The 25,529-nt window shown below is 69.8% G+C and carries 23 protein-coding genes, 1 tRNA gene and 1 pseudogene; 14 read left to right on the top strand and 11 right to left on the bottom strand.

Going from position 1 to position 25,529, the window contains the following annotated elements; genetic code table 11:
* Positions 1-14: 14 nt before the first annotated feature.
* Positions 15-1,604, bottom strand: coding sequence for a beta-N-acetylhexosaminidase (locus OG223_RS20060; RefSeq protein ID WP_329265391.1), 1,590 nt, complete (start codon positions 1,602-1,604; stop codon positions 15-17).
* A gap of 97 nt (positions 1,605-1,701) precedes the next feature.
* Here OG223_RS20060 and OG223_RS20065 point away from each other — a divergent pair, with 97 nt between their 5' ends.
* Entirely contained in the window at positions 1,702-2,580 is an 879-nt protein-coding gene (locus tag OG223_RS20065) for a DUF4429 domain-containing protein (RefSeq protein ID WP_329250301.1), read from the top strand.
* Between the two features lie 75 nt (positions 2,581-2,655).
* On the opposite strand, the gene OG223_RS20070 is transcribed toward OG223_RS20065, so the two are convergent.
* Complete coding sequence (locus tag OG223_RS20070) at positions 2,656-4,236, bottom strand: purple acid phosphatase family protein (RefSeq protein WP_329250303.1); 1,581 nt, start codon at positions 4,234-4,236, stop codon at positions 2,656-2,658.
* A gap of 165 nt (positions 4,237-4,401) precedes the next feature.
* On the opposite strand from OG223_RS20070, the gene OG223_RS20075 reads away from it, so the two are divergent.
* Both OG223_RS20075 and glmS read left to right on the top strand, forming a co-directional pair.
* The gene (locus tag OG223_RS20075; RefSeq protein ID WP_329250306.1) at positions 4,402-4,659 is read left to right on the top strand and encodes a hypothetical protein; all 258 of its coding nucleotides are present in this window, start codon (positions 4,402-4,404) and stop codon (positions 4,657-4,659) included.
* A gap of 12 nt (positions 4,660-4,671) precedes the next feature.
* Entirely contained in the window at positions 4,672-6,489 is a 1,818-nt protein-coding gene (gene glmS, locus OG223_RS20080; protein WP_329250310.1) for a glutamine--fructose-6-phosphate transaminase (isomerizing), read from the top strand.
* A gap of 150 nt (positions 6,490-6,639) precedes the next feature.
* Here the strand turns inward: glmS and OG223_RS20085 are convergent, their stop codons facing one another.
* Both OG223_RS20085 and OG223_RS20090 read right to left on the bottom strand, forming a co-directional pair.
* On the bottom strand, positions 6,640-7,203 hold the full coding sequence (locus OG223_RS20085; protein WP_329250313.1) for a GPR1/FUN34/YaaH family transporter: 564 nt from the start codon (positions 7,201-7,203) through the stop codon (positions 6,640-6,642).
* Positions 7,204-7,323: 120 nt separating this feature from the next.
* A complete protein-coding gene (locus OG223_RS20090; protein ID WP_019065779.1) occupies positions 7,324-7,851 on the bottom strand; it encodes a universal stress protein in 528 nt (175 codons plus the stop codon).
* 313 nt (positions 7,852-8,164) lie between these two features.
* Between OG223_RS20090 and OG223_RS20095 the strand changes: the two genes are divergently transcribed.
* From OG223_RS20095 to OG223_RS20115, 5 genes are all read left to right on the top strand, one after another.
* Positions 8,165-8,509 (top strand): hypothetical protein, encoded by a 345-nt coding sequence (locus OG223_RS20095; protein WP_329250317.1) that lies wholly within the window; start codon positions 8,165-8,167, stop codon positions 8,507-8,509.
* Between the two features lie 377 nt (positions 8,510-8,886).
* A complete protein-coding gene (locus OG223_RS20100) occupies positions 8,887-10,140 on the top strand; it encodes a GlxA family transcriptional regulator (RefSeq protein WP_329250320.1) in 1,254 nt (417 codons plus the stop codon).
* A gap of 134 nt (positions 10,141-10,274) precedes the next feature.
* Positions 10,275-10,877: an oligoribonuclease gene (orn, locus tag OG223_RS20105; RefSeq protein ID WP_329250323.1), complete on the top strand. Its 603-nt coding sequence runs from the start codon at positions 10,275-10,277 to the stop codon at positions 10,875-10,877.
* Between the two features lie 83 nt (positions 10,878-10,960).
* Positions 10,961-11,033: transfer RNA gene (locus OG223_RS20110), tRNA-His, on the top strand.
* 75 nt (positions 11,034-11,108) lie between these two features.
* Positions 11,109-11,618: a GNAT family N-acetyltransferase gene (locus OG223_RS20115; RefSeq protein WP_329250325.1), complete on the top strand. Its 510-nt coding sequence runs from the start codon at positions 11,109-11,111 to the stop codon at positions 11,616-11,618.
* Here the strand turns inward: OG223_RS20115 and OG223_RS20120 are convergent.
* The 6 genes from OG223_RS20120 to OG223_RS20145 form a co-directional block, all read right to left on the bottom strand.
* Positions 11,590-12,375: a serine/threonine protein kinase gene (locus OG223_RS20120; RefSeq protein ID WP_329250328.1), complete on the bottom strand. Its 786-nt coding sequence runs from the start codon at positions 12,373-12,375 to the stop codon at positions 11,590-11,592. The two genes, OG223_RS20115 and OG223_RS20120, sit on opposite strands and share 29 nt — an antisense overlap.
* Positions 12,376-12,405: 30 nt before the next feature.
* Positions 12,406-13,461, bottom strand: coding sequence for a LacI family DNA-binding transcriptional regulator (locus tag OG223_RS20125; RefSeq protein WP_329250330.1), 1,056 nt, complete (start codon positions 13,459-13,461; stop codon positions 12,406-12,408).
* Between the two features lie 108 nt (positions 13,462-13,569).
* Positions 13,570-15,024 (bottom strand): GH1 family beta-glucosidase, encoded by a 1,455-nt coding sequence (locus OG223_RS20130; RefSeq protein ID WP_329250333.1) that lies wholly within the window; start codon positions 15,022-15,024, stop codon positions 13,570-13,572.
* Positions 15,025-15,196: 172 nt separating this feature from the next.
* Positions 15,197-16,117: a carbohydrate ABC transporter permease gene (locus OG223_RS20135; RefSeq protein WP_329250335.1), complete on the bottom strand. Its 921-nt coding sequence runs from the start codon at positions 16,115-16,117 to the stop codon at positions 15,197-15,199.
* 14 nt (positions 16,118-16,131) lie between these two features.
* Positions 16,132-17,124, bottom strand: coding sequence for a carbohydrate ABC transporter permease (locus OG223_RS20140; RefSeq protein ID WP_329250338.1), 993 nt, complete (start codon positions 17,122-17,124; stop codon positions 16,132-16,134).
* A gap of 282 nt (positions 17,125-17,406) precedes the next feature.
* Entirely contained in the window at positions 17,407-18,729 is a 1,323-nt protein-coding gene (locus tag OG223_RS20145) for an ABC transporter substrate-binding protein (protein ID WP_329250341.1), read from the bottom strand.
* A 492-nt stretch (positions 18,730-19,221) separates the two neighbouring features.
* Here OG223_RS20145 and OG223_RS20150 point away from each other — a divergent pair, with 492 nt between their 5' ends.
* Both OG223_RS20150 and OG223_RS20155 read left to right on the top strand, forming a co-directional pair.
* Positions 19,222-20,265, top strand: coding sequence for a LacI family DNA-binding transcriptional regulator (locus OG223_RS20150; RefSeq protein ID WP_329250343.1), 1,044 nt, complete (start codon positions 19,222-19,224; stop codon positions 20,263-20,265).
* 302 nt (positions 20,266-20,567) lie between these two features.
* A complete protein-coding gene (locus OG223_RS20155; protein WP_329250346.1) occupies positions 20,568-21,992 on the top strand; it encodes a GH1 family beta-glucosidase in 1,425 nt (474 codons plus the stop codon).
* A 145-nt stretch (positions 21,993-22,137) separates the two neighbouring features.
* Here OG223_RS20155 and OG223_RS20160 read toward each other — a convergent pair whose 3' ends face one another.
* Positions 22,138-22,458: a hypothetical protein gene (locus tag OG223_RS20160; RefSeq protein ID WP_329265926.1), complete on the bottom strand. Its 321-nt coding sequence runs from the start codon at positions 22,456-22,458 to the stop codon at positions 22,138-22,140.
* Between OG223_RS20160 and OG223_RS20165 the strand changes: the two are divergent.
* From OG223_RS20165 to OG223_RS20180, 4 genes and pseudogenes are all read left to right on the top strand, one after another.
* Positions 22,397-22,612 (top strand): annotated as a pseudogene (locus OG223_RS20165) (Scr1 family TA system antitoxin-like transcriptional regulator); the annotation flags it as partial. The gene OG223_RS20160 and the pseudogene OG223_RS20165 overlap by 62 nt on opposite strands.
* A 107-nt stretch (positions 22,613-22,719) precedes the next feature.
* Positions 22,720-22,911, top strand: a complete 192-nt coding sequence (locus tag OG223_RS20170; protein WP_329250349.1) for a DUF397 domain-containing protein — start codon at positions 22,720-22,722, stop codon at positions 22,909-22,911.
* 50 nt (positions 22,912-22,961) lie between these two features.
* On the top strand, positions 22,962-24,491 hold the full coding sequence (locus OG223_RS20175; RefSeq protein ID WP_329250351.1) for an HAL/PAL/TAL family ammonia-lyase: 1,530 nt from the start codon (positions 22,962-22,964) through the stop codon (positions 24,489-24,491).
* Between the two features lie 359 nt (positions 24,492-24,850).
* Positions 24,851-25,528, top strand: coding sequence for a hypothetical protein (locus tag OG223_RS20180; protein ID WP_329250354.1), 678 nt, complete (start codon positions 24,851-24,853; stop codon positions 25,526-25,528).
* Position 25,529: the final 1 nt, after the last annotated feature.

Raw genomic sequence — 25,529 nt, forward strand, 5'->3', positions numbered from 1 at the left:
CGTGTACAGATCAACTACCCTGCGGGCCAGGGCACTTGGGGCGACCGGTAGTAGTCGATCCCGAGCGCGTCCCAACGCGGGGCCTGCGCCGCGAGCCGCACCTTGTAGGTGTCCCAGTCGTGCGTCGAGGCCGGCGACCAGCCCAGCTCGGCCACGCCCGGCAGCCTGGGGAAGGCCATGTAGTCGATGTTCGCGCCGGTCACGATGGTCTCGGTCCACAGCGGTGCCTCGACCCCCCGGATCGCCGAACTCGGCACCCCGGCAAGGTAGTTGCCCGGGTCCCAGTCGTAGGAACGCTTGACCTCGACCAGGCCCGCCCAGTCCTGGCCGAGCGGGGTGTCCTCGGTGTACTTCATGTCGAGGTAGACCCGGTCGGCGGGCGAGAGGATCAGCCCGGTGCCGTTCTTCGCGGCCTCGGCGACCTGTGCCTTCTCGGCGGCGTCGGTGTCGTCGAGACCCCAGTACTGGGCGAGGGCGCCCTTCACCGGGTGGGCTCCGGTGATCTGGTGCCAGGCGATCACCGTCTTGCCGTACTTGGTGACGATCGGCTGCACCCGGTCCATGAACTTGACGTAGTCCTCATGGCTGGTGGAGTGCGCCTCGTCGCCGCCGATGTGGAGATAGCGGCCCGGGGTGAGCGCGGCCAGTTCACCGATCACGTCGTCCACGAAGCCGTACGTGAGGTCCTTGCCGACGCACAGCGAGCTGAAGCCGACGTCCGTGCCCGTGTAGAGCGGGGGTGCCACGCCGTCGCAGTTCAGGTCGGCGTAGGAGGCGAGGGCCGCGTTGGTGTGGCCGGGCATGTCGATCTCCGGAACGACCTCCAGGAAGCGGGAGGAGGCGTAGCGGACGATCTCCTTGTAGTCGGCCTTCGTGTAGTGGCCGCCCGCGCCGCTGCCGACCTCGGTCGAGCCGCCGTACGTCGCCAGGCGGGGCCAGGAGTCGATCGCGATGCGCCAGCCCTGGTCGTCGCTGAGGTGCAGATGCAGTTCGTTGATCTTGTAGAGCGCCAACTCGTCGATGTAGCGCTTGACTTGGTCGACGGTGAAGAAGTGCCGGGAGACGTCGAGCATCGCGCCGCGGTAGGCGTAGCGCGGGGAGTCCTCGATGGTGCCGCCCGCAATCTGCCACGGGGCGCGCTGCACGGAGTTCTTCTCGACGGCGGCGGGCAGGAGTTGGCGCAGGGTCTGGACGCCGTGGAAGAGGCCGGCGGGCCTGCTCGCGGTGATGGTGACACCGGAGGCAGTGCTGTTGAGCCGGTAGCCCTCGGCGCCGAACGTGCCCTTGGTCAGGCGGAGTTGGATGCCTCCCTTGCCCCGCGAGGTGACCGGCAGCCGGTAGCCGGTGGAGGGGCGCAGGATGCCCGCGAGGTACTCGCCGATCCGCCGTGACTCCCGGGTGTCGTCGACCCGGATCCGGGTGGCGCTGGTGATCTTGTACGGGTGTCCCGCGGGGGTGACCTTGGCGGGCGCCGGGACCACCCGGCCCAGCGGGGTGACGGCGGCGGGCCCGGCAGCGGGTGCGGCGCCGGCGACGGACACGCTCGCGGCGGCGACGAGCAGCAGCGAACCGAGGAGGCGGGTCGTTCTGTGGCGCTGTCTCACAAGGTGTCTCACAAGCGGTGCCTTCCTTGAAGCCGAAAGCCGGAAGCCGGACAGGTACAGACCATTCTGTCGCCAGACCGGTGGAACAATCCTTCCTATGGCGGAAATCATCCAGAAGGACGGCACCTGGATCTTCGACGGCGACGCCCTGCGGCTGACTCCCGGGCGGGACAAGAACGTCGGCCTGTTCCGCCGGACCTTGGGTGAACTCGTCGTCCCCCTGGGCGCGTTGGCGGGCGTCTCGTTCGAGCAGGGCCGGAGGTCGGGGCGGCTGAGACTGCGGCTGCGCGACGGCGCCGACCCCCTGCTGCACGCCACCGGCGGCCGGCTCGCCGAGAGCGACGACCCCTATCAACTCGCCGTGGAGTCCGACCGGTACGGCGTCGCCGAGTACTTCGTGGACGAGGTGCGGGGCGCGCTGCTGCTCGACGAGGTCCCGGCCGACCCCGTCGCCGAGTACCTGCTGCCGGGCCCGGCCGTGCCGCTGTCGGTCTCCGCCGGGGACGGCACCGCGAGCTTCGACGGCGAGCGCGTACGGCTGGAGTGGAACTGGAAGACCGAGGACGCCAAGTCCGCCGCCGGCGCCCGCACTCTCGCCGTCACGGACCTCGTCGGCGTGGAGTGGCGTCCGTCGGCCGGGCTGGAGAACGGCTACATCCGCTTCTCGGTGCGCAGCGCGCCGACCAAGGCGCCGCCCAAGTACGACCCCAACTCCGTTGAGCTGTGGGGCTTCAAGAAGGACCCGCTGATGGCCCTGGTCGCCGCGGCCGTCCAGGCGCGCCTCCCGCACCCCGCCGCCGAGACGGCCGTACGACCTGAACAGCCCGAGCCCGCGCGGCAGTCGACGGCCGCGGCGGAGGACAGCCACGACGCGCAGTTGCGGCGGCTGCGCGAACTCGGGGAGCTGCACCGGGACGGGGTGCTCACGGACGAGGAGTTCGCGATGGCCAAACAGGCGGTCCTCAAACGGATGTGACCATCCGTCAACCGAGGACCGCCTGCTGAATGAGTGGCGCCCTGCCTTCCGGGCGTAACTCGGTCTACTTCAGAGCTACTTGGCCTTGCGGGCGACCGTGAAGCGGTCGATCTCTGCGCCGGTCTCGGCGATGCCGCGGACCGTCAGGGTGGTCGTACGGCCCTTGTGTGCGGGCTCGACGTCCACGCGCAGGAACGAGTAGTTGAGGTAGCGCACGCGCGACCAGGCGACCGTCTCGTTGACCTTGCCGTCCTTCGTGTTGACGAAGGCGGCGACCGAGTCGAGGTCGGCGACGTGACCCTCGTAGGAGTCCGGTGCGGAGAACGCGTACAGGCTGCGGCCGGCCGCGCCCGCCGTCACGTAGACGACACCCTCGGTCTCCGGGTACGCCGTGCCGCCGATCGGCAGCTTCTTGACGACCGCGTTCTTCTTGATGACGTCGGTGCGCTCGTACTGGTGGTTGTGGCCGTTGATGACCAGGTCCACCGTGTACTTCTCGAACAGCGGCACCCACTCGTTGCGCACTCCCCCCTCCGAGGAGTGCGCGGTGGAGGTGCAGTACGCGCAGTGGTGGAAGAAGATCACCACGAAGTCGATGTCGTGCGCCGCGCGGAACTTCTTGAGCTGCGCCTCCAGCCACTTGGTCTGGGTGCCGCCCGAGATGCCGAGGTTGGCCGGGATCTCGAAGGACACGTCGTTGGCGTCCAGCGAGATGATCGCCGTGTTGCCGTAGACGAAGGAGTAGACGCCCGGCAGGTTCGTCTTGTCGGGGCCGTTGTCCGGCAGGTTCCAGCGGGCGTCCTCGCCGCCGTAGCCGTTGGGCGAGTACCAGGCCTCCATGTCGTGGTTGCCGTAGGCGGGCATCCACGGCACGGACTTGGCGACCGACTCGGTCTGGGCGAGGAACAGGTCCCACGTCCGCGAGTCGAAGCCCGTGTCGGTGGTCTGGCCCGCACCGGCCGGGTCGGCGTAGCAGATGTCGCCGGCGTGCAGGTGGAAGGCCGGGTTCTGGCCCAGCAGCAGGCTGTTGTTGGCCAGGCCGTGGTAGCCGACACCCTCGTCGCCGAAGGCCGTGAAGGTGAACGGCACGGCGCGGTCGGGGGCGGTGGTGAAGGTGCCCAGCGTGCCGAGCAGGTGGGCCTCGGCCGGGTCGAAGCCCGCGTGGCCGACGCCGTAGTAGTAGGTCTTGCCCGGACGCAGGTGCGTCAGCTTGGCGTGCAGGTAGTACTGGGTGTGGTCGCCGCTCGCGCCGACGCCCGCCGGGGTGTAGAGGGTGCGCACCTCGGCCTCGATCTTGCGGGAGAGGTCCCAGGGGTGCGCGCCGATCCGGACGAACGGCTTCTTGACGTTGGTCGGGACCTGCCAGGAAACCGTCACCTCCGTGCTCGGGTCGTTGCCGAACGCGAGGTGGCGGCCGAACGGGGAGACGAGGGCCCCGTCGACCGACGACGCGGTGGAGGTGGCGGCGTAGGTCGCGGAGGCCTGACTGGGGACGGCCGCCTGGGCGACCGCGCCCGGTACGAACACACCGCCGGCGACGGCGCCGAGGGTCACGGCACCGCCTCTGATCATCGTGCGCCGCGAGAATTTCGAGCGTAGGTACTCGTGCTGCTCGGCCATGCTCATGCGCCCGGCGAGCTCTTCGGGTACTCCCATACGAGGAATGTCCATGGCGTCTGAAACTCGTCCATATGAGCGACGTAACACAAGACACAGGATGGACAGCTTGCGAACAGAGTCCCATAAGACATTCAACAGACCGCTGCCCGATATCGGGCAGGATTCTTGCAAACCTTCCCTCGGTACCCCAGGATCAACCGGGTGCACGACGAACTCGTTGATCATCTGACGCGCTCCTCACCCCTCAGCCGGGGCGAGGCACTGCGGGTGATCCAGGACGTGCTCGCCTACTTCGACGAGACGACCGAGGAGTACGTCCGTCGCCGCCACCGCGAGCTCCAGGCGCAGGGCCTGGTGAACGCGACGATCTTCGACCGGATCGAGGCGGACCTGAAATACCGGGCGGTCGCACCACCTGAGCTCACGCTCAGGCAGTTGCGCCGCATCGTCTACGGCTAGGAATGCTTATACATGTGCGGAATCGTCGGATACATCGGCAAGCGTGACGTTGCTCCGCTGCTGCTGGAGGGCCTGCAGCGGCTGGAGTACCGCGGCTACGACTCGGCGGGCATCGTCGTGACGACCCCCAAGGCGGCCGGCCTGAAGATGGTCAAGGCCAAGGGCCGGGTCCGTGACCTGGAGGCCAAGGTCCCGGCACGCTTCAAGGGCACCACCGGAATCGCCCACACCCGCTGGGCCACGCACGGCGCCCCGTCCGACGTGAACGCCCACCCGCACCTGTCGGCCGACAGCAAGGTCGCCGTCGTCCACAACGGCATCATCGACAACGCCTCCGACCTCCGGAAGAAGCTCGAAGCCGACGGCGTCGAGTTCCTCTCCGAGACCGACACCGAGGTCCTCACCCACCTCATCGCCCGCTCGCAGCAGGAGAAGCTCGAGGACAAGGTCCGCGACGCCCTCCGGGTGATCGAGGGGACGTACGGCATCGCCGTCCTGCACGCCGACTTCCCCGACCGCATCGTGGTGGCTCGAAACGGCTCCCCGGTGGTCCTCGGAATCGGCGAGAAGGAGATGTTCGTCGCCTCGGACATCGCCGCACTGGTGACGCACACGCGCCAGATAGTGACCCTCGACGACGGCGAGATGGCGACCCTCAAGGCCGACGACTTCCGGACATACACCACCGAGGGCACGCGGACGACGTCCGAGCCGACCACCGTCGAGTGGGAGGCCGCCTCCTACGACATGGGCGGCCACGACACCTACATGCACAAGGAGATCTTCGAGCAGGCCGACGCCGTGGACCGCGTGCTCCGCGGCCGCATCGACGACCGCTTCTCCACCGTGCACCTCGGCGGCCTGAACCTGGACGCCCGCGAGGCCCGGCAGATCCGCCGCGTCAAGATCCTCGGCTGCGGCACCTCGTACCACGCCGGCATGATCGGCGCCCAGATGATCGAGGAGCTGGCCCGCATCCCCGCGGACGCCGAGCCGGCCTCCGAATTCCGGTACCGCAACGCGGTGGTCGACCCGGACACGCTCTACATCGCGGTCTCGCAGTCCGGTGAGACGTACGACGTGCTGGCGGCGGTCCAGGAGCTGAAGCGCAAGGGCGCGCGGGTCCTCGGTGTGGTGAACGTCGTCGGCTCGGCGATCGCGCGCGAGGCGGACGGCGGCATGTACGTGCACGCGGGCCCCGAGGTCTGTGTCGTCTCGACCAAGTGCTTCACCAACACCACAGTGGCGTTCGCCCTGTTGGCCCTCCACCTCGGCCGTACCCGCGACCTCTCGGTCCGCGACGGCAAGCGCATCATCGACGGCCTGCGCAAGCTGCCGGCCCAGATCTCCGAGATCCTCGACCGCGAGGACGAGATCCAGAAGCTGGCGGCCGAGTACGCCGAGGCCCGCTCGATGCTCTTCATCGGCCGCGTCCGGGGTTACCCGGTGGCCCGCGAGGCCTCCCTCAAGCTCAAGGAGGTCTCGTACATCCACGCCGAGGCCTACCCCGCCTCGGAGTTGAAGCACGGCCCCCTCGCCCTGATCGAGCCCGCCCTCCCCACGGTCGCGATCGTCCCCGACGACGACCTTCTGGAGAAGAACCGCGCCGCCCTGGAGGAGATCAAGGCCCGCAGCGGCCGCATCCTCGCGGTGGCCCACCAGCACCAGGAAAAGGCCGACCAGACGATCGTCGTCCCGAAGAACGAGGACGAACTGGATCCCATCCTGATGGGGATTCCTCTTCAACTCCTCGCGTATCACACGGCTTTGGCGCTGGGCAGGGACATCGACAAGCCGAGGAACCTCGCCAAGTCAGTCACGGTCGAGTAGCCGCCTTTTGCTTTTAGGGGCGCGGGGCTGTATCGATTTGCGGCTCCGCCGCGTGGGCGCGACAAGCCCCCACCGGGCCCGCAGAGGCCAACGAACGGAGAGGCCCCCCACGTGTGCCTCATACACGTGGGGGGGCCTTTCTGCTGCCGGTCAACTGGTAGCCGTCACGCCCCGACCAGCCGCCCGCCGCGGAAGAACCGTCGGCCAGTGAGCCAACGCAGCCGTCGCCGAATACCAGGCAACAGCCCCCGCAGCGACACCGAACCACCCCCCGACCTTGCCCAGCCCGTCGTTGCCGGCGAACTGCGCGACGGCGAGAAGCACGAGGGAGACGAAGAACAACCCGTAGGTCCCCTGGGTGAGTTGATCCCCACCCGCGAGGGTCACCGAGAGAGCGACCAGGGCGAACAGGACCAGGAACAGCCCCGCCGCGTTGTCCGAGGCGGAGCCCCCCGCGCTGACGGCCCAGGTGAACCAGAGCGCGCCGAACGCCGAGAACGCCGTACCGTTCGCCGTGTCACCGTCGCGGAACGCGAACAGCCCGGCGACGAAGAGCGCAACTCCGCCTACGTAGTGGGCGAGTGACACGGCATCAGATGCCGACACTCCGTTGATGACATCGGTGTACCCGAGCCCGAAGGCCAACAGGGTGATTCCCAGGGCGAGTCGGCCGACGATCGAAGTGGTGCTTCCCGCAGAGACGTCTTTGTCCACGGCGGGCTCCCTTCATGCATGTGCGGTTGTGCGGTGTGACCGATATATGCCCTTCACAAGGACACAAACACCTCTGCACAGCAGTGAATTCGGAGCCGACCGGCGCGTTGGACCTACGACTTACGGGATGACGACGACGGGCCGCTGCGCCCGCTTGGCGAGCCGTCCCGCGACGGAGCCGAAGATGCGTCCGACGATGCCGTGGGTGGAGCCCACGACGATCGCGTCCGCCTCGTACTCCCGCCCCACCTCTTCGAGTTCATGGCAGATGTCGCCACCGCGCTCGACAAGGATCCAGGGCACTTCCGCCAGATACTCGGCGCACGCCAGCTCAAGCCCCAGCACCTCGGTGCGGTGATCCGGCACGTCGACGAAGACCGGTGGCTCGCAGCCCGCCCACACCGTGGTGGGCAGCCGGTTGGCGACATGCACGATGACCAGGCCCGAGCCGGACCGGTGGGCCATGCCGATCGCGTACGCGAGGGCACGCTCACTGGACGTGGAGCCGTCGAAACCGACGACGACGCCGTGCTTGAAGGCGGGATCGCAGGAATGGCGTGGCTGTTCCGCCGCCAGGGGCTCGGCCGCCGTGGGATCGGCGACGGGCCGCTTGCGGTCCGCGGGTTCGAAAGATTCGTGACCGGCCATGGGTGTCTCGGCTTTTTGATCCTCTTGGGAGGGGACAACAGTGTGCGGCGGAGCTGTGTCCGGGAATCATCTTCCCAACCCCATACCCCCAAGGGTACGGCGCCAGTCCTCCTTAGCCCATATCCCGCACATGCTCCGGCGGAGTTCCCCGGAGCATGCACGAGGGGGCGCCCGTAACGCAATGGTTGCTGCCCCGTACAGGCGGTTTGCACAGGATTCACTTATCCGCGCGCCCACCCGCGGGCTGCCCTACAGTGACCGACGCATCGAACAAGCGTTGAACCCGGCGAGCCGCCGCCCCAGGGAGCACGCCATGTCCGGACACCGTACGACCTCCGAGGGACACCCCCACCCCGACAGCGCGACCGATGTGGTCCGCTGGGCGGTCTTCAGTTGCGCCCTCGTCCCCCTCGTCCTCCTCTGGTACGGCAGCTCGCTCGCCGGCGCCGCCGGTACGGCCCTGGGCCTCGCGGCCGTCACCGCCGCCTGCCGGGTGCTGCTGCGCCGGTCCGAACAGGGCGCGGTCCCGCTGCTGGCCGAAGAGCATGCCTCGCCGCCGGCCGCGGAAGAGGCCCCGTACCGCGGCCACCGCCACCGGGCCGGGGCGGGGGCGCACAGGGGCGGACGGCACGCCGGGGGAAGTACACCGGTCGACTGACCGGTTTCCGCGCACGCGCCCGACGCTTTTCAGCCAACTTCCGGCCACTGTGCATCTGTTGTCCGAACCACCCCCCAACCCCCGTTCCACCTGCACCGAAAGGGTCTGGGGGGCCTTGCGCACCCTACGGGGATTGGCCACTACGACGAGGCGCACTTCCCTGCACGGCCCACGAGTGCAACGCTTCGTGATCGAATGCTTCACGCCAAGTTGCCATGTCGACAATGTGCCGGTTGCCGAACTGGTCACCCCGGCACCACTGGACACAGTAGATTCGATCTTGACGTCTTACGGCGGGGGACTCGTGCAGGACCGAGGGGAAACGTGCAGGAGCGACACAACCGAGGAGCCGCGACCACCGAGGGGGGCTTAGCAGTATGAGCCACGACTCCACTGCCGCGCCGGAAGCCGCGGCCCGGAAGCTTTCCGGGCGACGCCGCAAGGAGATCGTCGCGGTGCTGCTGTTCAGCGGCGGCCCCATCTTCGAGAGTTCCATACCGCTGTCGGTGTTCGGCATCGACCGGCAGGACGCCGGAGTTCCGCGCTACCGCCTTCTTGTGTGCGGTGGCGAAGAAGGGCCGCTGCGCACGACCGGCGGGCTGGAACTCACCACACCGCACGGCCTGGAGGCGATCTCACGGGCGGGCACCGTCGTCGTGCCTGCCTGGCGGTCGATCACCTCGCCGCCGCCGGAGGAGGCACTCGACGCGATCCGCCGGGCGCACGAAGAAGGCGCCCGCATCGTCGGCCTGTGCACCGGCGCCTTCGTGCTGGCCGCGGCGGGCCTGCTGGACGGCCGTCCGGCGACCACCCACTGGATGTACGCGCCGACGCTGGCCAAGCGCTATCCGTCGGTGCACGTCGATCCGAGGGAACTCTTCGTCGACGACGGGGACGTGCTGACGTCCGCCGGTACGGCGGCCGGAATCGATCTCTGTCTCCACATCGTGCGGACGGACCACGGCAACGAGGCGGCCGGCGCGCTCGCCCGGCGCCTGGTGGTCCCGCCGCGCCGAAGCGGCGGTCAGGAGCGCTACCTCGATCGGTCTTTACCAGAGGAGATCGGCGCCGACCCGCTCGCGGAGGTCGTCGCCTGGGCGCTGGAGCACCTCCACGAACAGTTCGACGTGGAGACGCTGGCGGCACGCGCGTACATGAGCAGGCGTACGTTCGACCGCCGCTTCCGCTCGCTCACCGGGAGCGCTCCCCTGCAGTGGCTGATCACGCAGCGGGTGCTCCAGGCGCAGCGTCTGCTGGAGACGTCGGACTACTCGGTGGACGAGGTCGCGGGGCGCTGCGGCTTCCGCTCGCCGGTGGCTCTGCGCGGCCATTTCCGGCGCCAGTTGGGCTCGTCGCCGGCCGCCTACCGGGCCGCGTACCGCGCCCGCAGGCCGCAGGGCGACAAGCAGGTGGACGGCGACGGCGCTTCGGGTCAGCCCGGTGGTCCGGGGTCCCTGGGTCCGGCCGGGCTGCCGCCCGCGCTGCACCCGGACGGTCCGGTCCCGATGCAGACCCGGCGTACGGCGGCGAGCGCGCTGTCGTCGGCGTCGGCCTCCGCGGCGGAGAACGGCCGTGAGGCGTACGCCACAAGTCGGGCGGCGAGTCTGCCCGGCCAGCGCAGCGCGCCGTAGTACCTGCGACGTAGGAGCGGGAAGGCTCCCGGAGGTTTCCGTCAGGAGATCTCCGGGGGTTTCCGCATGCCCGGGACCACAAGGTCACCGCACGGTCGGCTCACCTGAGCGACGCGCACCTTAAGGTTAGACACATGAACGATCGCATGGTGTGGATCGACTGCGAGATGACCGGCCTCTCGCTGTCAGACGACGCTCTCATCGAGGTGGCCGCCCTCGTCACCGACTCCGAGCTGAACGTGCTCGGCGAGGGGGTGGACATCGTCATCCGCCCGCCGGACCAGGCGCTGGAGACGATGCCGGACGTAGTACGCCAGATGCACACCGCATCCGGCCTGCTCGACGAGTTGGCCGGCGGTACGACGCTGGCCGACGCCGAGGAGCTGGTCCTGGCGTACATCCGGGAGCACGTCAAGGAGCCGGGCAAGGCCCCGCTGTGCGGCAACTCGGTCGGGACCGACCGCGGTTTCCTGCTGCGTGACATGCCGACGCTGGAGGAGTACCTGCACTACCGCATCGTGGACGTGTCCTCGGTGAAGGAGCTGGCCCGCCGCTGGTACCCGCGGGCGTACTTCAACAGCCCCGAGAAGAAGGGCAATCACCGCGCCCTCGCCGACATCCGCGAGTCCATCGCCGAGCTGCGCTACTACCGCGAGGCGATCTTCGTCCCGCAGCCCGGACCCGACTCCGAGACGGCCCGTACGATCGCCGCGAAGCACGTCCTGCCCGCACACTAAAAGGCGTGCGCGAGCACCCCTTCAGACCCTGTACACTTTTTCTCGGCCGGTCGGAAACTCGCAGAAGTGAACGACCGGGCATGGTGGGTGTAGCTCAGCTGGTAGAGCACCTGGTTGTGGTCCAGGAAGTCGCGGGTTCAAGTCCCGTCACTCACCCTGAGTAATCAGCCGGTGACTTCGGAAACGAAGTCACCGGCTGATTCGTTTTCCGGAAACGGGAGCCCACCCACAGTGGACGTCGAACGCGAACTCATCAGTACCGCCCGGCTGGATCTCGTGCCCCTGAGCGCGGCGCACGCGGAGGAAATGGCCACGGTGCTGTGCTCCCCCGCCCTGCACACCTTCATCGGTGGCGAACCACTGCCTCCGGACGCCCTGCGGACCCGCTACGAGCGCCTCGCCGCGGGCTCCCCCGACCCGGCCGCCACCTGGTGCAACTGGGTACTGCGCCTGCGGGTGGAGGACTGTCTGGTGGGCACGGTCCAGGCCACGATCACGGAGGCGGGGTCGGTCGCGGAGATCGCCTGGGTGGTCGGAACGCCCTGGCAGGGGCGCGGTCTGGCGAGCGAGGCGGCGCAGGGGCTGGTGTCGTGGCTCGGAAAGCAGGCGGTCTCTACGGTCGTGGCGCACATCCACCCGGATCATCGGGCATCCGCGGCGGTCGCCACGGCGGCGGGCCTGGCGCCGACCGGCGAGTGGCAGGACGGCGAGGTCAGGTGGCGGTGCGCCACGCGTCCGTGAACTCCCGTACGCCCGCGAAGCGTTCGGCGGGATCGGCGCGGGTGGCCCTTTCCAGTACGGCGAGTTGGGCCGCCGTACCCCGCCAGGCCCGTTCGCCCTCGCCGGCGTCGAGGAGGAGGCGGGCGGTGCGGGCGAGGGCGTAGACCGTCGTACGGATGTCGATGCGGGCGCCGTGGTGCCACTCCTCGGGGGCCATGAAGCGGGCCGAGCCCGGGAGGCGGTCGCCCTGGAGGACGAAGGGGCCGGGACGGTACTCGTCGAGGTCGACGAGGTGGAGCGCGTCGCCGTAGAAGTCGTAGAGGAACGCGCCGTCGTAGAGGTCGACCGCCACCATGCCCGCCGCCTCCACCGCGAGGTGGGCGTCCAGGACGCGGTCGATCGCGCGGTGGACGGAGGCGAGGGGCAGGGCGCGGAAGCGGGCGCGGGCGGGGCCGTAGAGGGACTCCCCGGGGCGCCAGGGCATGACCACCGCCGTGCGGCCGCCGTCCGTCACGGTGATGCGGTGCAGGTGCGGGACGATCGCCGGGTGGCGGACCGCGCGGTGGAAGGCCCAGGCGCGGTCAAGTGAGGCCTGGGCGGGGGCTGTTGTGGCCGCCTTCACGAACCAGCGCTCGCCGTCCGGGAGTTGGACGGCGTAGCCGACACATCCGGAGTCCTGTTCGCCGAAGGTGCGGAAGATCTCGCCCACGCTGCGGAGGTACGGCTCCGCCGCGGGGATCTCCTCGACGGCCAGGAGGGGATGGCGACGGGATGTCATGGGCGACAGTCTGTCCGAGCGACCGCTCCCTCATGAAGACGCTCGCGTCACCAACTCCGTTGCCAGCACGACATGTTGCCGCTCCGGGCTCCGGGGTGTCGCCGGGCGGCGGTCCGCGATCTCGGCGAGCAGCAGGTCGATCATCGCGCGGCCCATTTCCTCTATCGGCTGGCGGACGCTGGTGAGCGGTGGGTCCATGTGGCGGGCGATGGCCGAGTCGTCGTAGCCGACGAGGGCCACGTCGTCCGGAATGCGCACGCCCTCCTCGCGGAGCACCTGGCGGGCGCCCGCCGCCATCACGTCCGAACCCGCGAAGACCGCGTCCACGTCGGGGCGGCGGGCGAGCAGTTCCTTCATCGCCCGTCGGCCGCCCTCCTCCGTGAAGTCGCCCGGCTGGACGAGGTGTTCGTCCAGTTCGTGGCCCGCGTCGAGCAACGCCTCGCGGTAGCCGTCCACGCGGCGCTGGGCGCCGTACACGTCCAGGCGGCCGGTGATATGGGCGATGCGGGTGCGGCCGCGGGACAGGAGGTGTTCCACGGCCGAGCGGGCTCCGCCGTAGTTGTCCGAGTCGACCGAGGTCAGGGGTTCGGCGGCCGACCGGGGGCCGCTGATCACCGCCGGGATCTCCAGCGCGGCCAGCAGGTCAGGCAGCGGGTCGTCCGCGTGGACCGAGACGAGCAGGACGCCGTCCACACGGTGTGCGGCCAGGTACTGGGCGAGGCGCTGCCGCTCCCGGTCGCTGCCCGCGAAGATGAGCAGCAACTGCATCTCGGTGTCCGACAGTTGGGTGCCGACGCCCTTGAGCATGTCCGAGAAGTACGGTTCCGCGAAGAAGCGGGTCTCCGGCTCGGGGACGACGAGGGCGATCGCGTCCGTGCGGTTGGCGGCCAGCGCCCGGGCCGCCGTGTTCGGGACGTACTCGAGCTCCGCGACCGCCGCCTCGACGGCGGCGCGGGTCGCGTCGCTGACCCTGGGCGAGCCGTTGATCACCCGGGAGACCGTGCCGCGGCCCACACCGGCACGGGCGGCGACCTCCTCCAGGGTCGGCCGCCTGCCGCCCCGGTTCCGCCCACCGCTGACCGCCATGGTCGCCGCCTTCCGTTCGCAGCTTTCAGGCCAGGAATGTAACAGCCGAGGCCCGGACGCCCCGCCCTCCATCGTCCCTCGTCGACCGGGGTCCCCGCCCGTCGGGACTCACCCGTCCTCGCCGGCCGTCGGCAGCGCGTTCCCCCGGATCACCCCGGCGTACCAGTGGGCGCTCGCCTTCGGGATGCGGCGCTGCGTGGAGTAGTCGACGTAGACGGCGCCGAAGCGCTTCGAATAGCCGTAGGACCATTCGAAGTTGTCGAGCAGCGACCACAGGAAGTAGCCGCGCACGTCGGCTCCGTCGGCGACGGCCCGGCGGACGGCGTCCAGGTGGGCGTGCAGGTAGGCGATGCGCTGCGGGTCGTTGACCAGGCCCTCGGGAGAGACGTAGTCGTCGAACGCGGCGCCGTTCTCCGTGACCATCAGCGGCAGCCCGGGGTGCGAGGCGGCCAGGTCGGTCAGGAGGGTGTGCAGGCCGCTGGGGTCGATCGCCCAGTTCATCGCCGTGAGGTGGTCGTTGGCGAGGTGGAAGTCCACGTCTCCGGAGCCGGTCCACGGTGAGTGGTCGCTCGCGCCGTGGCCGTCGTTCTTGGTGGCGCCGTCGCCGGAGCCGGCCGAGACGACGGTCGGCGCGTAGTAGTTGACGCCGAGCATGTCGATGGGCCGGGAGATCTCGGCCAGGTCGCCGTCGCGCACCAGCTCCGCCCAGTCGACGAGGTGCGCGGTGTCGGCGCGCAGGTCCTCGGGGTAGGCGCCGTCGAGCAGGGGGCCGGTGAAGATCCTGTTGCCGACCGCGTCGATACGGCGTGCGGCCTCCGCGTCCTCGGGGCTGTCGGTGAGCGGGCGCACCTGGTGCAGGTTGAGGGTGATGGAGGTCTGCGCGGTGGCCGGCAGGACCTCGCGCAGCGCCCCGACCGCCAAGCCGTGGCCCAGGTTGAGGTGGTGCGCGGCGCGCAGGGTGGCCGCCGGGTCGGTGCGGCCGGGGGCGTGCACTCCGGAGCCGTAGCCCAGGAAGGCGCTGCACCAGGGCTCGTTGAGGGTGGTCCACAGGCCGACGCGGTCGCCGAGGGCCCGGCCCATGATCTCGGCGTAGTCGGCGAAGCGGTGCGCGGTGTCGCGCTGCGGCCAGCCGCCCGCGTCCTCCAGCTCCTGCGGGAGGTCCCAGTGGTAGAGGGTGGCGACGGGGGTGATGCCGGCCGCCAGGAGCTCGTCGGCGAGCCGGCGGTAGAAGTCGAGACCGCGCTCCACGGCGGGCCCGCGGCCGGTGGGCTGGACCCGGGTCCAGGAGATGGAGAACCGGTACGCCTTCAGGCCGAGGTCCTTCATCAGCGCCACGTCGTCGCGGTACCGGTGGTAGTGGTCGGCGGCGATGTCACCGGTGTCGCCGTTGCGGACCTTGCCCGGCGTGTGACTGAAGGTGTCCCAGATGGAGGGGGTCCGGCCGTCCTCCGCGGCGGCGCCCTCCACCTGGTAGGCGGCGGTGGCGGCACCCCAGACGAAGCCCGGGGGGAAGGAGGTGGCGGACGCCGGCGCGGCCTTGGTCTCATGTCGTACGGCGGTCATGTGAGCGCTCCCGGGGTGGGGTGAGTGAAGGCCGGACGGTGGTCCGGCGGTGCGGGGGGGGGAAGCGGACGGGGCACGACGGCGGGCGCCCGGCCGGGTACGGCCCGCGTGCGGAGCGGGCCGTACGGGACGGTGAACTGGGCTTGTGCGAGCGGCAGTTGGCGGCCCTGTGTCAGCCCTTGACGGCGCCCGCCATGATGCCTCCGATGATCTGCTTGCCGAAGATCACGAACACCAGCAGCAGCGGCAGGGTGCTGATCAGCGCCCCGGCCATGACGATGCTCTGGTCGGGGGTGTAGGAGGCGCTGAGCTGGCCGAGCGCCACCTGGATGGTGGGGTTGTCCTGGTTCAGGGCGAGGAAGGGCCAGAAGAAGTCGTTCCACGCCTGGACGAAGGTGAGCATCCCGAGCACCATCATCGCGGGGCGGGCCGCGGGCAGGACCACGTTCCAGACGATGCGGATGTTGCTCGCGCCGTCCACCTTGGCCGCCTCGATGAGCTCGTAGGGCAGGGCCTCCAGCAGGTACTGGCGCATGAAGAAGACGCCGAAGGCACCGACGAGGGTGGGGAAGATCACCGACTCCAGTTTCCCGCCCCAGCCGATGTCCGCCATCATCATGAACAGCGGTACGACGCTGAGTTGGGGCGGGATCGTCAGGGTGGCGATGACCGCGGTCATCAGGGCGCCACGGCCGCGGAAGCGCATCTTGGCGAAGGCGTAGCCGGCGAGGGTACAGAAGAACAGCGTGGCCGCGGTGATGGAGCCCGCCACGATCACGGTGTTGACAATCGCCTTCCCCAGGTGGGCCTGTTCCCAGGCCGACTGGAGGTTGCTCCACAGCCGGCCGCCCGGCAGGAACGGCGGCGGGCTGTCGAGGACCCGCTGCTGGTCGTGCGAGGCGGCCACCAGCGTCCAGTACAGCGGGAAGACCGAGCCCAGGCCGACGATGATCAGGGCCGCGTAGGTGAACGGGCCACCCTTGAGCTGCTGGCCGGCGCCGATCTTGAAACGGCGGCGGCCCGTGCCCGGGGTGACGGGAAGTGGCGCGGGATCGAGGTCCGGCGCGGTGGGGGTGGGACTGGTCGTGGTCATCGATATCGCTCCCGTCACGCCGCGCTCTTGCGCAGGACCCGGCCGACGATCAGGTTGATCAGGGCAATGAGCAGCAGCAGGACGAGCATGGCCCAGGCGACGGCCGCGGCCGGGCCCAAGTGCCCCAGCTTCCAGCCGTAGTTGAAGAGATAGATGCTGAGCGTCTCGTACTGGTGCTCGCTGCCTCCGGTGGAGCCGAGCGTGCCGCCCTGCAGCAGCAGCGGCTCACCGAACAACTGCATGGAACCGATGGTCGAGATGACGATGGTGAACAGGATCGTCGGCCGCAGCGAGGGAATGGTCACCTTGCGGAACTGCTGCCAGCGCGTCGCTCCGTCGATCGAGGCCGCTTCGTACAGGTCCGTGGGCACGGCCTGCATGGCCGCCAGATAGATCAGGGTGTTGTAGCCGGTCCAGCGCCAGATCACGATGGCCGAGATGGCGATCTTGGACGACCACTCCCCGTTGCCCCAGTCGATGTTGTCGACACCGACGAAGTGCAGCACCCAGTTGAGCAGGCCGCCGTCGGCCCGGAAGACCAGGGCGAAGACGAGGGCCGCGGTCGCCACCGAGGTGGCGTACGGGGTGAGGATCACCGTCCGCCAGAACGTGCTGGCGCGCAGCTTGTAGTTGAGCAGATGGGCCAGGCCCAGGGCCATCAGGAGCTGCGGGACGGTCGAGATGACGCCGATGACGAAGGTGTTGGTGACCGCGGTCCAGAACTCGGAGTCCTGGAGGATCGTGGCGAAGTTGTGCCAGCCGACCCACTCGGACTGGTTCAGGCTCGTCATCTCCACCCGGTGCATGGCTATCCAGCCCGTGTACAGCATCGGGTAGAGGCCGAAGGCACCGAAGATGAGGAAGAAGGGGGCGATGTACGCGTACGGCGACGCCTTGTCGTCGAGGCGCCACAGGCGGGTACGCCACACGCCGGGTTCCTTCGACACGACGCCGACCCCGCCGGGTGGCGGGGTGGGGGCGCCCCGTGTGGGGGTTGTGGTTGCCACGGAGGGAGTCCTTCCCTGGATCTCGGCCGGGTACGGGCAGGGGGCGGGCGCGGGGCCGGGGCACCCGGCCCGGGACACGTCGTCGTACTCAGGTCGCCGGTCGTCCGGCGGACACGGTGCGGCGGCGTCCGGTGAGTGTGCGCCGAACACCGCGGAAGAGACCGGCACTTGACGACCGGGGCCGGTGCGGAAGGCCCCGCGCCCACGGCGGGGGCCGCCGCGCGGCCCCACGCACGTGGCGCGGTGCGGGCGGCCGCCGGGCCGCCCGCACCGCGGCCTGTGTCAGCCGATCACCTTGTCGATCGATTCGGTCGCGGCCTTCCACGCCTTGTCGGGCTTGGTGCCCCGCTGCTCCATGTTGTTGATCTGCGTGGAGATCGTGTCCTTGATCGTGCCGTCCTTCGCGCCGAGCACGGCCTCGGGGATGGCCTTCGCCTCATCGGCGTAGATCTGACCGATCGGGGCGTCGCTGAAGTACGGCAGCGTGGCGTTCTTCACGCTGGCGAGCTCGTAGGCGCCCTTGTTCGACGGGAAGACACCGATCGCCTTGAACACGGCGGCCTGCTGCTCGGGAGCGGTCAGCCACTTGACCAGGTCGGTGGCCGCCTTGACGTTCTTGCCGCTCTTGGGCACGGCCAGGAAGGATCCGCCCCAGTTGCCCGCGCTGGTGCCGGGTGCACGGGCGATGTCCCACTTGCCCTTGTAGGCGTCACCGGAGTTGATGGAGATCTGGCCGGCCATCCAGGCGGGGCACGCCACGGTGGCCACGGTGCCCTTGCGCAGCGCCGCCGTCCAGGCGTCGGTGAACTGGGGCAGACCCTGGGTCAGCTTCTTGGACGCGGCCTCGGCGGCCAGGTTCCAGCCCTGCTTCACGGACGCGCTGTCCTTGTAGATCGCCTTGCCGGAAGCGTCGTAGTACTGCTCCGCGGAGGAGCTGACGACCGCGTTGTACATGGCGCTCGCGGAGTCCATGAAGTAAGTGCCCTTGGGCGCCTTCGCCTTGAACTTCTCGCCGAGCTTGAGGTAGTCCTCCCAGCCGCCCGCGACGGCCTTGGCGACGGAGTCACGGTCGCTCGGCAGGCCCGCCGCCTTGAAGAGGTCCGATCGGTAGCACAGGGACATCGGGCCGATGTCGGTGCCGGCGCCGATGACCGAACCGTCCGACGCGGTGGCCTGCTTCTCCTTCCAGGAGACCCAGTCGCTCACGTTGATCGTCTTGCTCAGATCGGCGAACTTGGCCGCCTGGGTGTCGACGACCTCCTTGATGCGGCCGACCTCGATGCCCGTGACATCGCCCAGGCCACTGCCCGTGTTCAGCTGCTGAAGAAGCTTCGGGTAGTAGTCCTGCTCGTTGGCAGTGGTGTTTTCCTTCACCGTGATGTTCGGGTGCAGCTTGTGGTACTGGGCGAACAGGCCGGCTTCCTTGTAGCCGAACTGCCCGAAGTCGTCCACCGTGAGAGTGATGTTCCCGTTCGAGTCCTTGGCGTCCGAGGAGCTGTCGTCGCTGCTGCAGCCGGTCAGCAGCAGGGCAGAGGCCGTCAGGACCGTCGTGGTCACGGCCGCCACTCTGCGGCCGCGGCCGCCGGCGGTACGGGTGATGCTCATTCCACTACTCCTTGTTCCAGTGGGGAACGGGATCTCAGGAATCGGACCGCCGAGGCTCGACGATCCGGACCTGCCCTCTCGTTTCGAGCAGCAGCCAGCCCACAGCACGGGACGTGCGGTGAAAAGGTGCTGGTCAACGGTGTGCCATGCGAGATAGAGGGACGGGCCGTTGGTGGTTTAGTCCACACGGAAGGAAGCCCCCGAGGTTCCGTGGGACCGCTCCCACGCGGCATGCCGGAAGACTCCTTCGTGCCGGGCCGGGTGTCAAGACTTGAAAACGGCGTTGTTGCGCAAGCGTGTTCCGCACGTCACGTGAATGTGTCGCTCCACCTGGCGTCACCGGCCGGACACGGACCGGTCCCGCACAGGATTCACGCAGGTGATCCAAGGGTCCGTCGCGCGGGCGCGGCGCCCGGGCCGTCCGTCCGGGCCGTCGCCCGATTTTCTGGGCAAGAATGAGGCAAGTCCCCACTGATCGCCGGAAGGTGAACGATGAGCCCTGCCGAACAGCCGCCCCCGCGCGCGGACGTCCGGCGCCCGACTCTCAACGCCGTGGCCGCGCTCGCCGGCGTCGGCCGCGGCACGGTCTCCCGGGTCATCAACGGCTCCCCCAAGGTGAGCGCCCACGCCCGCGCGGCGGTGGAGCGGGCGATCGACGAACTCGGCTACGTCCCGAACCCCGCCGCCCGCTCCCTGGCGACCCGCCGTACCGACTCGGTCGCCGTGGTCGTCCCCGAGGGCGAGGACCGGCTCTTCTCCGAGCCCTACTTCTCGGGGATCATCCGCGGTGTGTCGGCCCAACTCGCCATCGCGCAAATGCAGTTGCTGCTGGTACTGACGCCGGACGAGAAGGAGTACGCGCGACTGGCCACGTACCTGTCCGCACACCGGGTGGACGGCGTACTGATCCTCGCGGTCCACAGCGGCGACACGCTGCCCGACCGACTGCACGAACTCGCCGTGCCGACCGTGCTCGCCGGCCGGCGCGGCCACGGGGAGCCCCTGGGGCATGTCCGCGCGGACAACAACGGCGGTGCCAGGATCGCGGTCCAGCACCTGCTGGCCACGGGCCGCCGGACCATCGCCACCATCACGGGCCCCCTGGACATGGACGTCGCCCAGGCCCGACTCGACGGCTACCGCGAGGCGTTGGAGAGCGCGGGCGTCACCGTCGACGAGGACCTGATCGCGTACGGCGACTTCCGTGAGGAGGGCGGACGCGCGGCCATGCGGGAGCTGCTGCGCAGACGGCCCGGGCTCGACGCCGTCTTCGCCGCGTCCGACGTGATGGCGTCGGGTGCGGTGCTGGAACTGCGCGCGTCGGGCCGGCGGGTGCCCGACGACGTCGCCGTCGTCGGCTTCGACGACTCGATCGTGGCCCGGCACATCGATCCCCCGCTGACCAGCGTCCGCCAGCCGCTGGAGGAGATGGGCCGCACCATGGCGAGCCTCCTGCTGGACGAGATCGCCCAACGCGGCGGGGGTCACCGGCAGGTGGTGCTGCCGACGCGGCTGGTGGTGCGGGAGTCGGCTTGAGCGGTGTCCACCGGAACGGTGTACGCCAGAACGGTGTACGCCAGAACGGTGTACGCCAGAACGGTGTACGCCAGAACGGTGTACGCCAGAACGGTGTACGCCAGAACAGTGTCCGCCAGAGCGGCGTCCGCGGCGACCGTGTGCACGCGACGGGCGGAAGACGTCGGGGGGCGGAAGACGTCGGGAGGCGGAAGGCGTGGGGAGGCGTCGGGAGGTCGGAAGACGTCGGGAGGAGCTACCCCTTTGCTCATGGGAGCGCTCCCATGCATAATGGGCGCCACTCGACCCATGGGAGCGATTCCATGCCCGACCTGACACCCCTGGCCTTTCCCCCTGCCTTCTTGTGGGGAGCCGCGACCTCCGCGTACCAGATCGAGGGGGCGGTGCGGGAGGGCGGCCGCACGCCCTCGATCTGGGACACCTTCAGTCATACGCCGGGCCGTACGGCCGGTGGTGAGCACGGTGACATCGCCGTCGACCACTACCACCGCTACCGCGACGACGTGGCGCTGATGGCGGACCTGGGTCTGACGGCGTACCGCTTCTCGGTCTCCTGGCCGCGGGTGCAGCCGACCGGCCGGGGCCCGGCGGTCCAGGTGGGCCTGGACTTCTACCGCCGCCTGGTGGACGAGCTGCTCGCGCACGGCATCAAGCCGGCGCTGACTCTCTACCACTGGGATCTGCCGCAGGAGTTGGAGGACGCGGGCGGCTGGCCGGAGCGCGACACGGCGTACCGCTTCGCCGAGTACGCGCAGATCGTGGGCGAGGCGCTGGGCGACCACGTGGAGCAGTGGACCACGCTCAACGAGCCCTGGTGCAGCGCGTTCCTGGGCTACGGCTCGGGGGTGCACGCGCCGGGCCGTACGGACGCGGGCGCGTCGCTTCGGGCGGCCCATCACCTCAACTTGGCGCACGGGCTGGCCACTTCGGCGCTGCGGTCCGCGATGCCGGCCCAGAACTCGATCGCGGTCAGCCTCAACTCCGCGGTGGTCAGGCCCGCTTCACTGTCCCCGGCGGACATGGCGGCGACCCGCAAGATCGACGACCTGGCCAACGGGGTGTTCCACGGGCCGATGCTGCACGGTTCGTATCCGCAGTCGCTGCTCGACGCGACGCGGTCGATCACGGACTGGTCGTACGTCCGGGACGGCGATCTGACGCTCATTAACCAGCCGTTGGACGCCCTGGGGTTGAACTACTACACCCCGGCGGTGGTCGCGGCGGCGGAACCGACCGGACCGGCCCCGCGGGCCGACGGACACGGCGTGAGCGCGTACTCCCCCTGGCCGGGCGCGGACGACGTGGCGTTCCTCCAACCCCCGGGCGAGCGCACGGAGATGGGCTGGACGATCGACCCGACGGGCCTCTACGACCTGATCATGCGCTACACGAGGGAGGCTCCGGGCCTGCCGTTGTACGTGACCGAGAACGGCGCGGCCTACGACGACAAGCCGGACCCGGAGGGTCGCGTGCACGACCCGGAGCGGATCGCCTACCTCCACGGCCACCTGTCCGCCGTACGGCGGGCGATCACGGACGGCGCGGACGTGCGCGGCTACTACCTGTGGTCGCTGATGGACAACTTCGAGTGGGCGTACGGGTACGAGAAGCGGTTCGGCGCGGTGTACGTCGACTTCGCGACGCTCGCCCGCACACCGAAGTCGAGCGCCCGGTGGTACGGCGAGGCGGCCCGCACGGGCACGCTCCCCTCGGCGGAGGGCGCCTGACCCACGGGGAAACCGGGGGACGGGGAACGGGGCGCGGCATGCCGTGGGGGGCGTGCCGCGCCTCGGCGGGGTGTGGTGGGGTACGGCAGGCGGGCAGGCCCGGGGCCTCGTCGTGGATGAGGACGCGGAAACGGTGGGGGTCGGACTAACCTGCGTAGAGGGTTACGGGAGTTAGAAAACCTTTCGGCTCGCAGGCGTTGATGGTGTTGGTGACGGCTTCGAAGGTCAACAGGATTGCCGTGTCGATGGGTTCGGGGCACTGGGATACGGCGAGGAGGGTGGTGACCGGGCCGGCCAACTGCTCGGCGCCGACCGCACGCGGATCAGCAATATCGAGGCAGCCCACCTCGACGTCTCGCGCAACCGCCTCTACAAGCTGCTGCCCGAGTACGACCGCCCGGGCGGTGCGCCTGGCCCGCAAACGCGCACCGACCGGCGACTCACCCGTCACGTGCCGCGCCGTCATCCACGAATCCGCGCTCCACACCCGCGTGGGCGGCCCGGCGGTCATGCGCAGGCAGTTGTTGCGGCTGACGGAGGCCTCCCGACTGCCCAACGTGACCGCGCAGGTCCACCCGTTCGAAGCCGGCGTCTACTCCGCGCACACCCGCTCCTTCGTTCTCTTCGGCGGCGGGGCCCCCGAACTCGACACGGTCTACCTGGAGCATCCGACGAACTCGCCGAGCCTGATCCAGCACGTCATGTACGCCCTGCGAGAGGACCCGCGATGCCCCACCTCGCCGGGCAGAAGTCGTCGTACAGCACCGGCGGTGAAGGCGAGTGCGTGGAGCCGGCGGCAGCAGCGACCGGCGCCCACATCCACCTCCGCGAGAGCGACCAACCCCACCGCAGGGCCACGCTCCCGCCCCACACCCTCACGAACTCATCCATGAGACCGCCCTTGCCACGCGCTAAATAGAGTGATTCATTCGATCCGCAAGTGAATGGATACATATCAAGCGCGAGGAGATGTCCGTGGCCGTCACCCTGGGCCGGCAGCCGATCATCGTCGAGCAGTTCGTCGCGGTCGCCCGGCACGGCGCCCGGGTCGAGTTCGACGCGACGTACGTCGACCGCGTACGCAAGTCCCGCGCGCTGGTGGAGCGCTTCCTCGCCGAGAACCGCCTGGTCTACGGCGTCACCACCGGCTTCGGCGACAACGTCACGGAGGTGATCGACCCGGCGGACGCCGAGCGGCTCCAGCGCAACATCGTGCGTTCGCATGCCGTGTCGGTCGGTGAACCGCTGCCCACCGAGGTCGTCCGCGCCATCGCGCTGATGGAGTTGGTCGGCCTCGGTGAGGGCTTCTCCGGTATCCGGTTCGAGACCCTTGAGCTGATCCGGCGGATGCTCAACGCCGGGGTCACACCGCACGTCCCCGGCGAGGGTTCCGTCGGCTATCTGGCCCCCGAGGCACACATGGCGCTCGTACTCCTGGGCGAGGGCCGGGCGTCGTACGGCGGCCAACTGCTGCCCGGCGCCGAGGCGTTGGCCCGGATCGGCGAGCGGCCGACCCGGCTCGCCTGCAAGGAGGGGCTGTCGCTGACGAACGGGACCCACTCGGTCACCGCGACAGCCGTCCTCGCCGCCCATGACGCCGGCGTCGCGGCGACCACGGCCGACGTGGCCGCGAGCCTCTCCGTACAGGCGCTCAAGGGCACGGTCCGCGCCTACGACGCCCGGATCCAGGAACGGAAGCGGCACCCGGAGCAGGCCGCCGTGGCCGAGAATCTGCGACGGCTGACCGAGTCCAGCGCGATCAGCGCCGCGTTCCTCGACCACCGGCTCCAGGACAGCCTCTCCCTGCGGGCCGTACCGCAGATCCACGGCGGCGCGAAGCGGGCGCTCGCGCAGGCCCGAGAAGTCATCGTCGAGGAACTCCACTCCGTGGGCGACAACCCGGTCATCCACCCCGAGGGCGAGGACGGGGTCGCGCTGAGCGGGGCGAACTGCGACAGCACGTACGTCGGCATCCAGGCCGACACCATGGTCAACGCGATGACGGTCCTGGCCAAGGTCTCCGAGCGCCGCACCGACCGCATGGTCAACAGCAACTTCAGCGAGCTGCCCGCCTTCCTGGCACCGAAGCCCGGCCTCAACAGCGGCTACATGATCGCCCAGTACACGGCCGCGGCACTGACGATGGAGCTGCGAGGCATGGCAGTGCCCGCATCCGCGGACAGCATCACCACCTCGGCCAACCAGGAAGACGCCGTCAGCAACGCCTACTCGGCGGCCCTGAAGGCCTACCGCGCGGCCGGCAAACTCGCCTACGTCATCGCGATCGAGCTGATGTGCGCGGCCCAGGCCCTCGACCTCCTCGCACCGCTCACCCCCTCACCGGCCGCCGACGCCCTGCGGTCCACGATCCGCGAGACCGTACCGACCGTCGACGAGGACCGGGTCTTCCACACCGACATCGAGCACATCGCCGAACTGGTGCGGAGCGGGGAGGCGTTGCGGGTCGTGGAGGGTGTGGTGGGGGCGTTGGCGCGGTGACGGCGGCGGGGCGGGCAGCGGGCGCGCTGCCGCCGGGGTCCGCCCGTGACGGCAGCGGTGCACGACCGGTACGGACCGCCGACCGTGGTCCGGGTCGCCGAGGTGGACAAGCCCTCGATCAGAGCCCGTGACCTTCTCGTCAGGGGTCCTTCGCCGGGGGCGCGGACCGGTTCGTCGAGACCGGGCGGAAGGTCGGCAACGTCGTCATCAGCGTCGTACCGTCGAACCGACCCCCACGCCCCGCGACTTCACACTCACAGCCGCCCCTCAGACCGCCCGCAGTGAGCTCCCAGCCCCAAGGCGTCCAATCCCTGTGTACGGGGTGATCCGATCCCGGTGCGGACGGACGGGAGGACGTCGTGTTGTTCATCGTGTTGGTGCTGCTGGCCCTGATCGTCGCCGAAGCGGTCGCCTTCGGCAAGAGGCAGGCCGGGGGCGGGAGTTCGAGACTTGGGTACGGCGGCGGTGCCGATGCCGACGCCAACGCCGGGGCGGAGGCCGCTCGTTGGGTGGAGCGGCTCGGGGGGAGTCTGTCGACGCTCGACGCCGGTGGGAACGGCGCCGCCCGGCAGGCCCTCGCCGACGCCACCGAGCGGCATCGGGCCGCCGAGGGGCAACTCGCCGTCGCCTACTCGTCGTTGCAGTACGGGCTCGTGACGCAGACCGCCATCGAGGGACTGCATCACATCCGTACCGCTCGTGGCGCGCTGGGGCTGGACCCTGGGCCCGAGTTGCCCGCGCAGGGTGCCGGTGGGCAGGTCACGGTCGGTGGGCAGACGTACACCGCCTCCGCGCAGCCGGGCACCGGCACGCCGTACTACTACCCCGGCGGAGTCGTCAACGGCCGTTCCATGCCCGGGGGTTGGTACAGCACACCCTGGTGGAAGACCGCCCTCGTCGCGGGTGCCGCCGGGGTCGGTGGCATGTTGCTCGCGGACGCGCTGTTCGACGGCTTCCACCATCACGGGCCGCACGGTGGGATGTTCGGCGGTGGGCCGGGGGGACCCGGTGGGTTCGGCGGGCCGGGCCCCTTCTGAA

It is taken from the genome of Streptomyces sp. NBC_01478 (assembly GCF_036227225.1).
Taxonomy (GTDB): domain Bacteria; phylum Actinomycetota; class Actinomycetes; order Streptomycetales; family Streptomycetaceae; genus Streptomyces.

Bases quoted from the DNA above. Each gene is read 5' to 3' on its own strand.
- OG223_RS20065 (WP_329250301.1), top strand. From the start codon at position 1,702: ATGGCGGAAATCATCCAGAAGGACGGCACCTGGATCTTCGACGGCGAC.
- OG223_RS20070 (WP_329250303.1), bottom strand. From the start codon at position 4,236: ATGGGAGTACCCGAAGAGCTCGCCGGGCGCATGAGCATGGCCGAGCAG.
- glmS (WP_329250310.1), top strand. From the start codon at position 4,672: ATGTGCGGAATCGTCGGATACATCGGCAAGCGTGACGTTGCTCCGCTG.
- OG223_RS20090 (WP_019065779.1), bottom strand. From the start codon at position 7,851: ATGGCCGGTCACGAATCTTTCGAACCCGCGGACCGCAAGCGGCCCGTC.
- OG223_RS20095 (WP_329250317.1), top strand. From the start codon at position 8,165: ATGTCCGGACACCGTACGACCTCCGAGGGACACCCCCACCCCGACAGC.
- OG223_RS20100 (WP_329250320.1), top strand. From the start codon at position 8,887: ATGAGCCACGACTCCACTGCCGCGCCGGAAGCCGCGGCCCGGAAGCTT.
- orn (WP_329250323.1), top strand. From the start codon at position 10,275: ATGAACGATCGCATGGTGTGGATCGACTGCGAGATGACCGGCCTCTCG.
- OG223_RS20120 (WP_329250328.1), bottom strand. From the start codon at position 12,375: ATGACATCCCGTCGCCATCCCCTCCTGGCCGTCGAGGAGATCCCCGCG.
- OG223_RS20125 (WP_329250330.1), bottom strand. From the start codon at position 13,461: ATGGCGGTCAGCGGTGGGCGGAACCGGGGCGGCAGGCGGCCGACCCTG.
- OG223_RS20130 (WP_329250333.1), bottom strand. From the start codon at position 15,024: ATGACCGCCGTACGACATGAGACCAAGGCCGCGCCGGCGTCCGCCACC.
- OG223_RS20135 (WP_329250335.1), bottom strand. From the start codon at position 16,117: ATGACCACGACCAGTCCCACCCCCACCGCGCCGGACCTCGATCCCGCG.
- OG223_RS20145 (WP_329250341.1), bottom strand. From the start codon at position 18,729: ATGAGCATCACCCGTACCGCCGGCGGCCGCGGCCGCAGAGTGGCGGCC.
- OG223_RS20150 (WP_329250343.1), top strand. From the start codon at position 19,222: ATGAGCCCTGCCGAACAGCCGCCCCCGCGCGCGGACGTCCGGCGCCCG.
- OG223_RS20155 (WP_329250346.1), top strand. From the start codon at position 20,568: ATGCCCGACCTGACACCCCTGGCCTTTCCCCCTGCCTTCTTGTGGGGA.
- OG223_RS20160 (WP_329265926.1), bottom strand. From the start codon at position 22,458: ATGACGGCGCGGCACGTGACGGGTGAGTCGCCGGTCGGTGCGCGTTTG.
- OG223_RS20170 (WP_329250349.1), top strand. From the start codon at position 22,720: ATGCCCCACCTCGCCGGGCAGAAGTCGTCGTACAGCACCGGCGGTGAA.
- OG223_RS20175 (WP_329250351.1), top strand. From the start codon at position 22,962: ATGTCCGTGGCCGTCACCCTGGGCCGGCAGCCGATCATCGTCGAGCAG.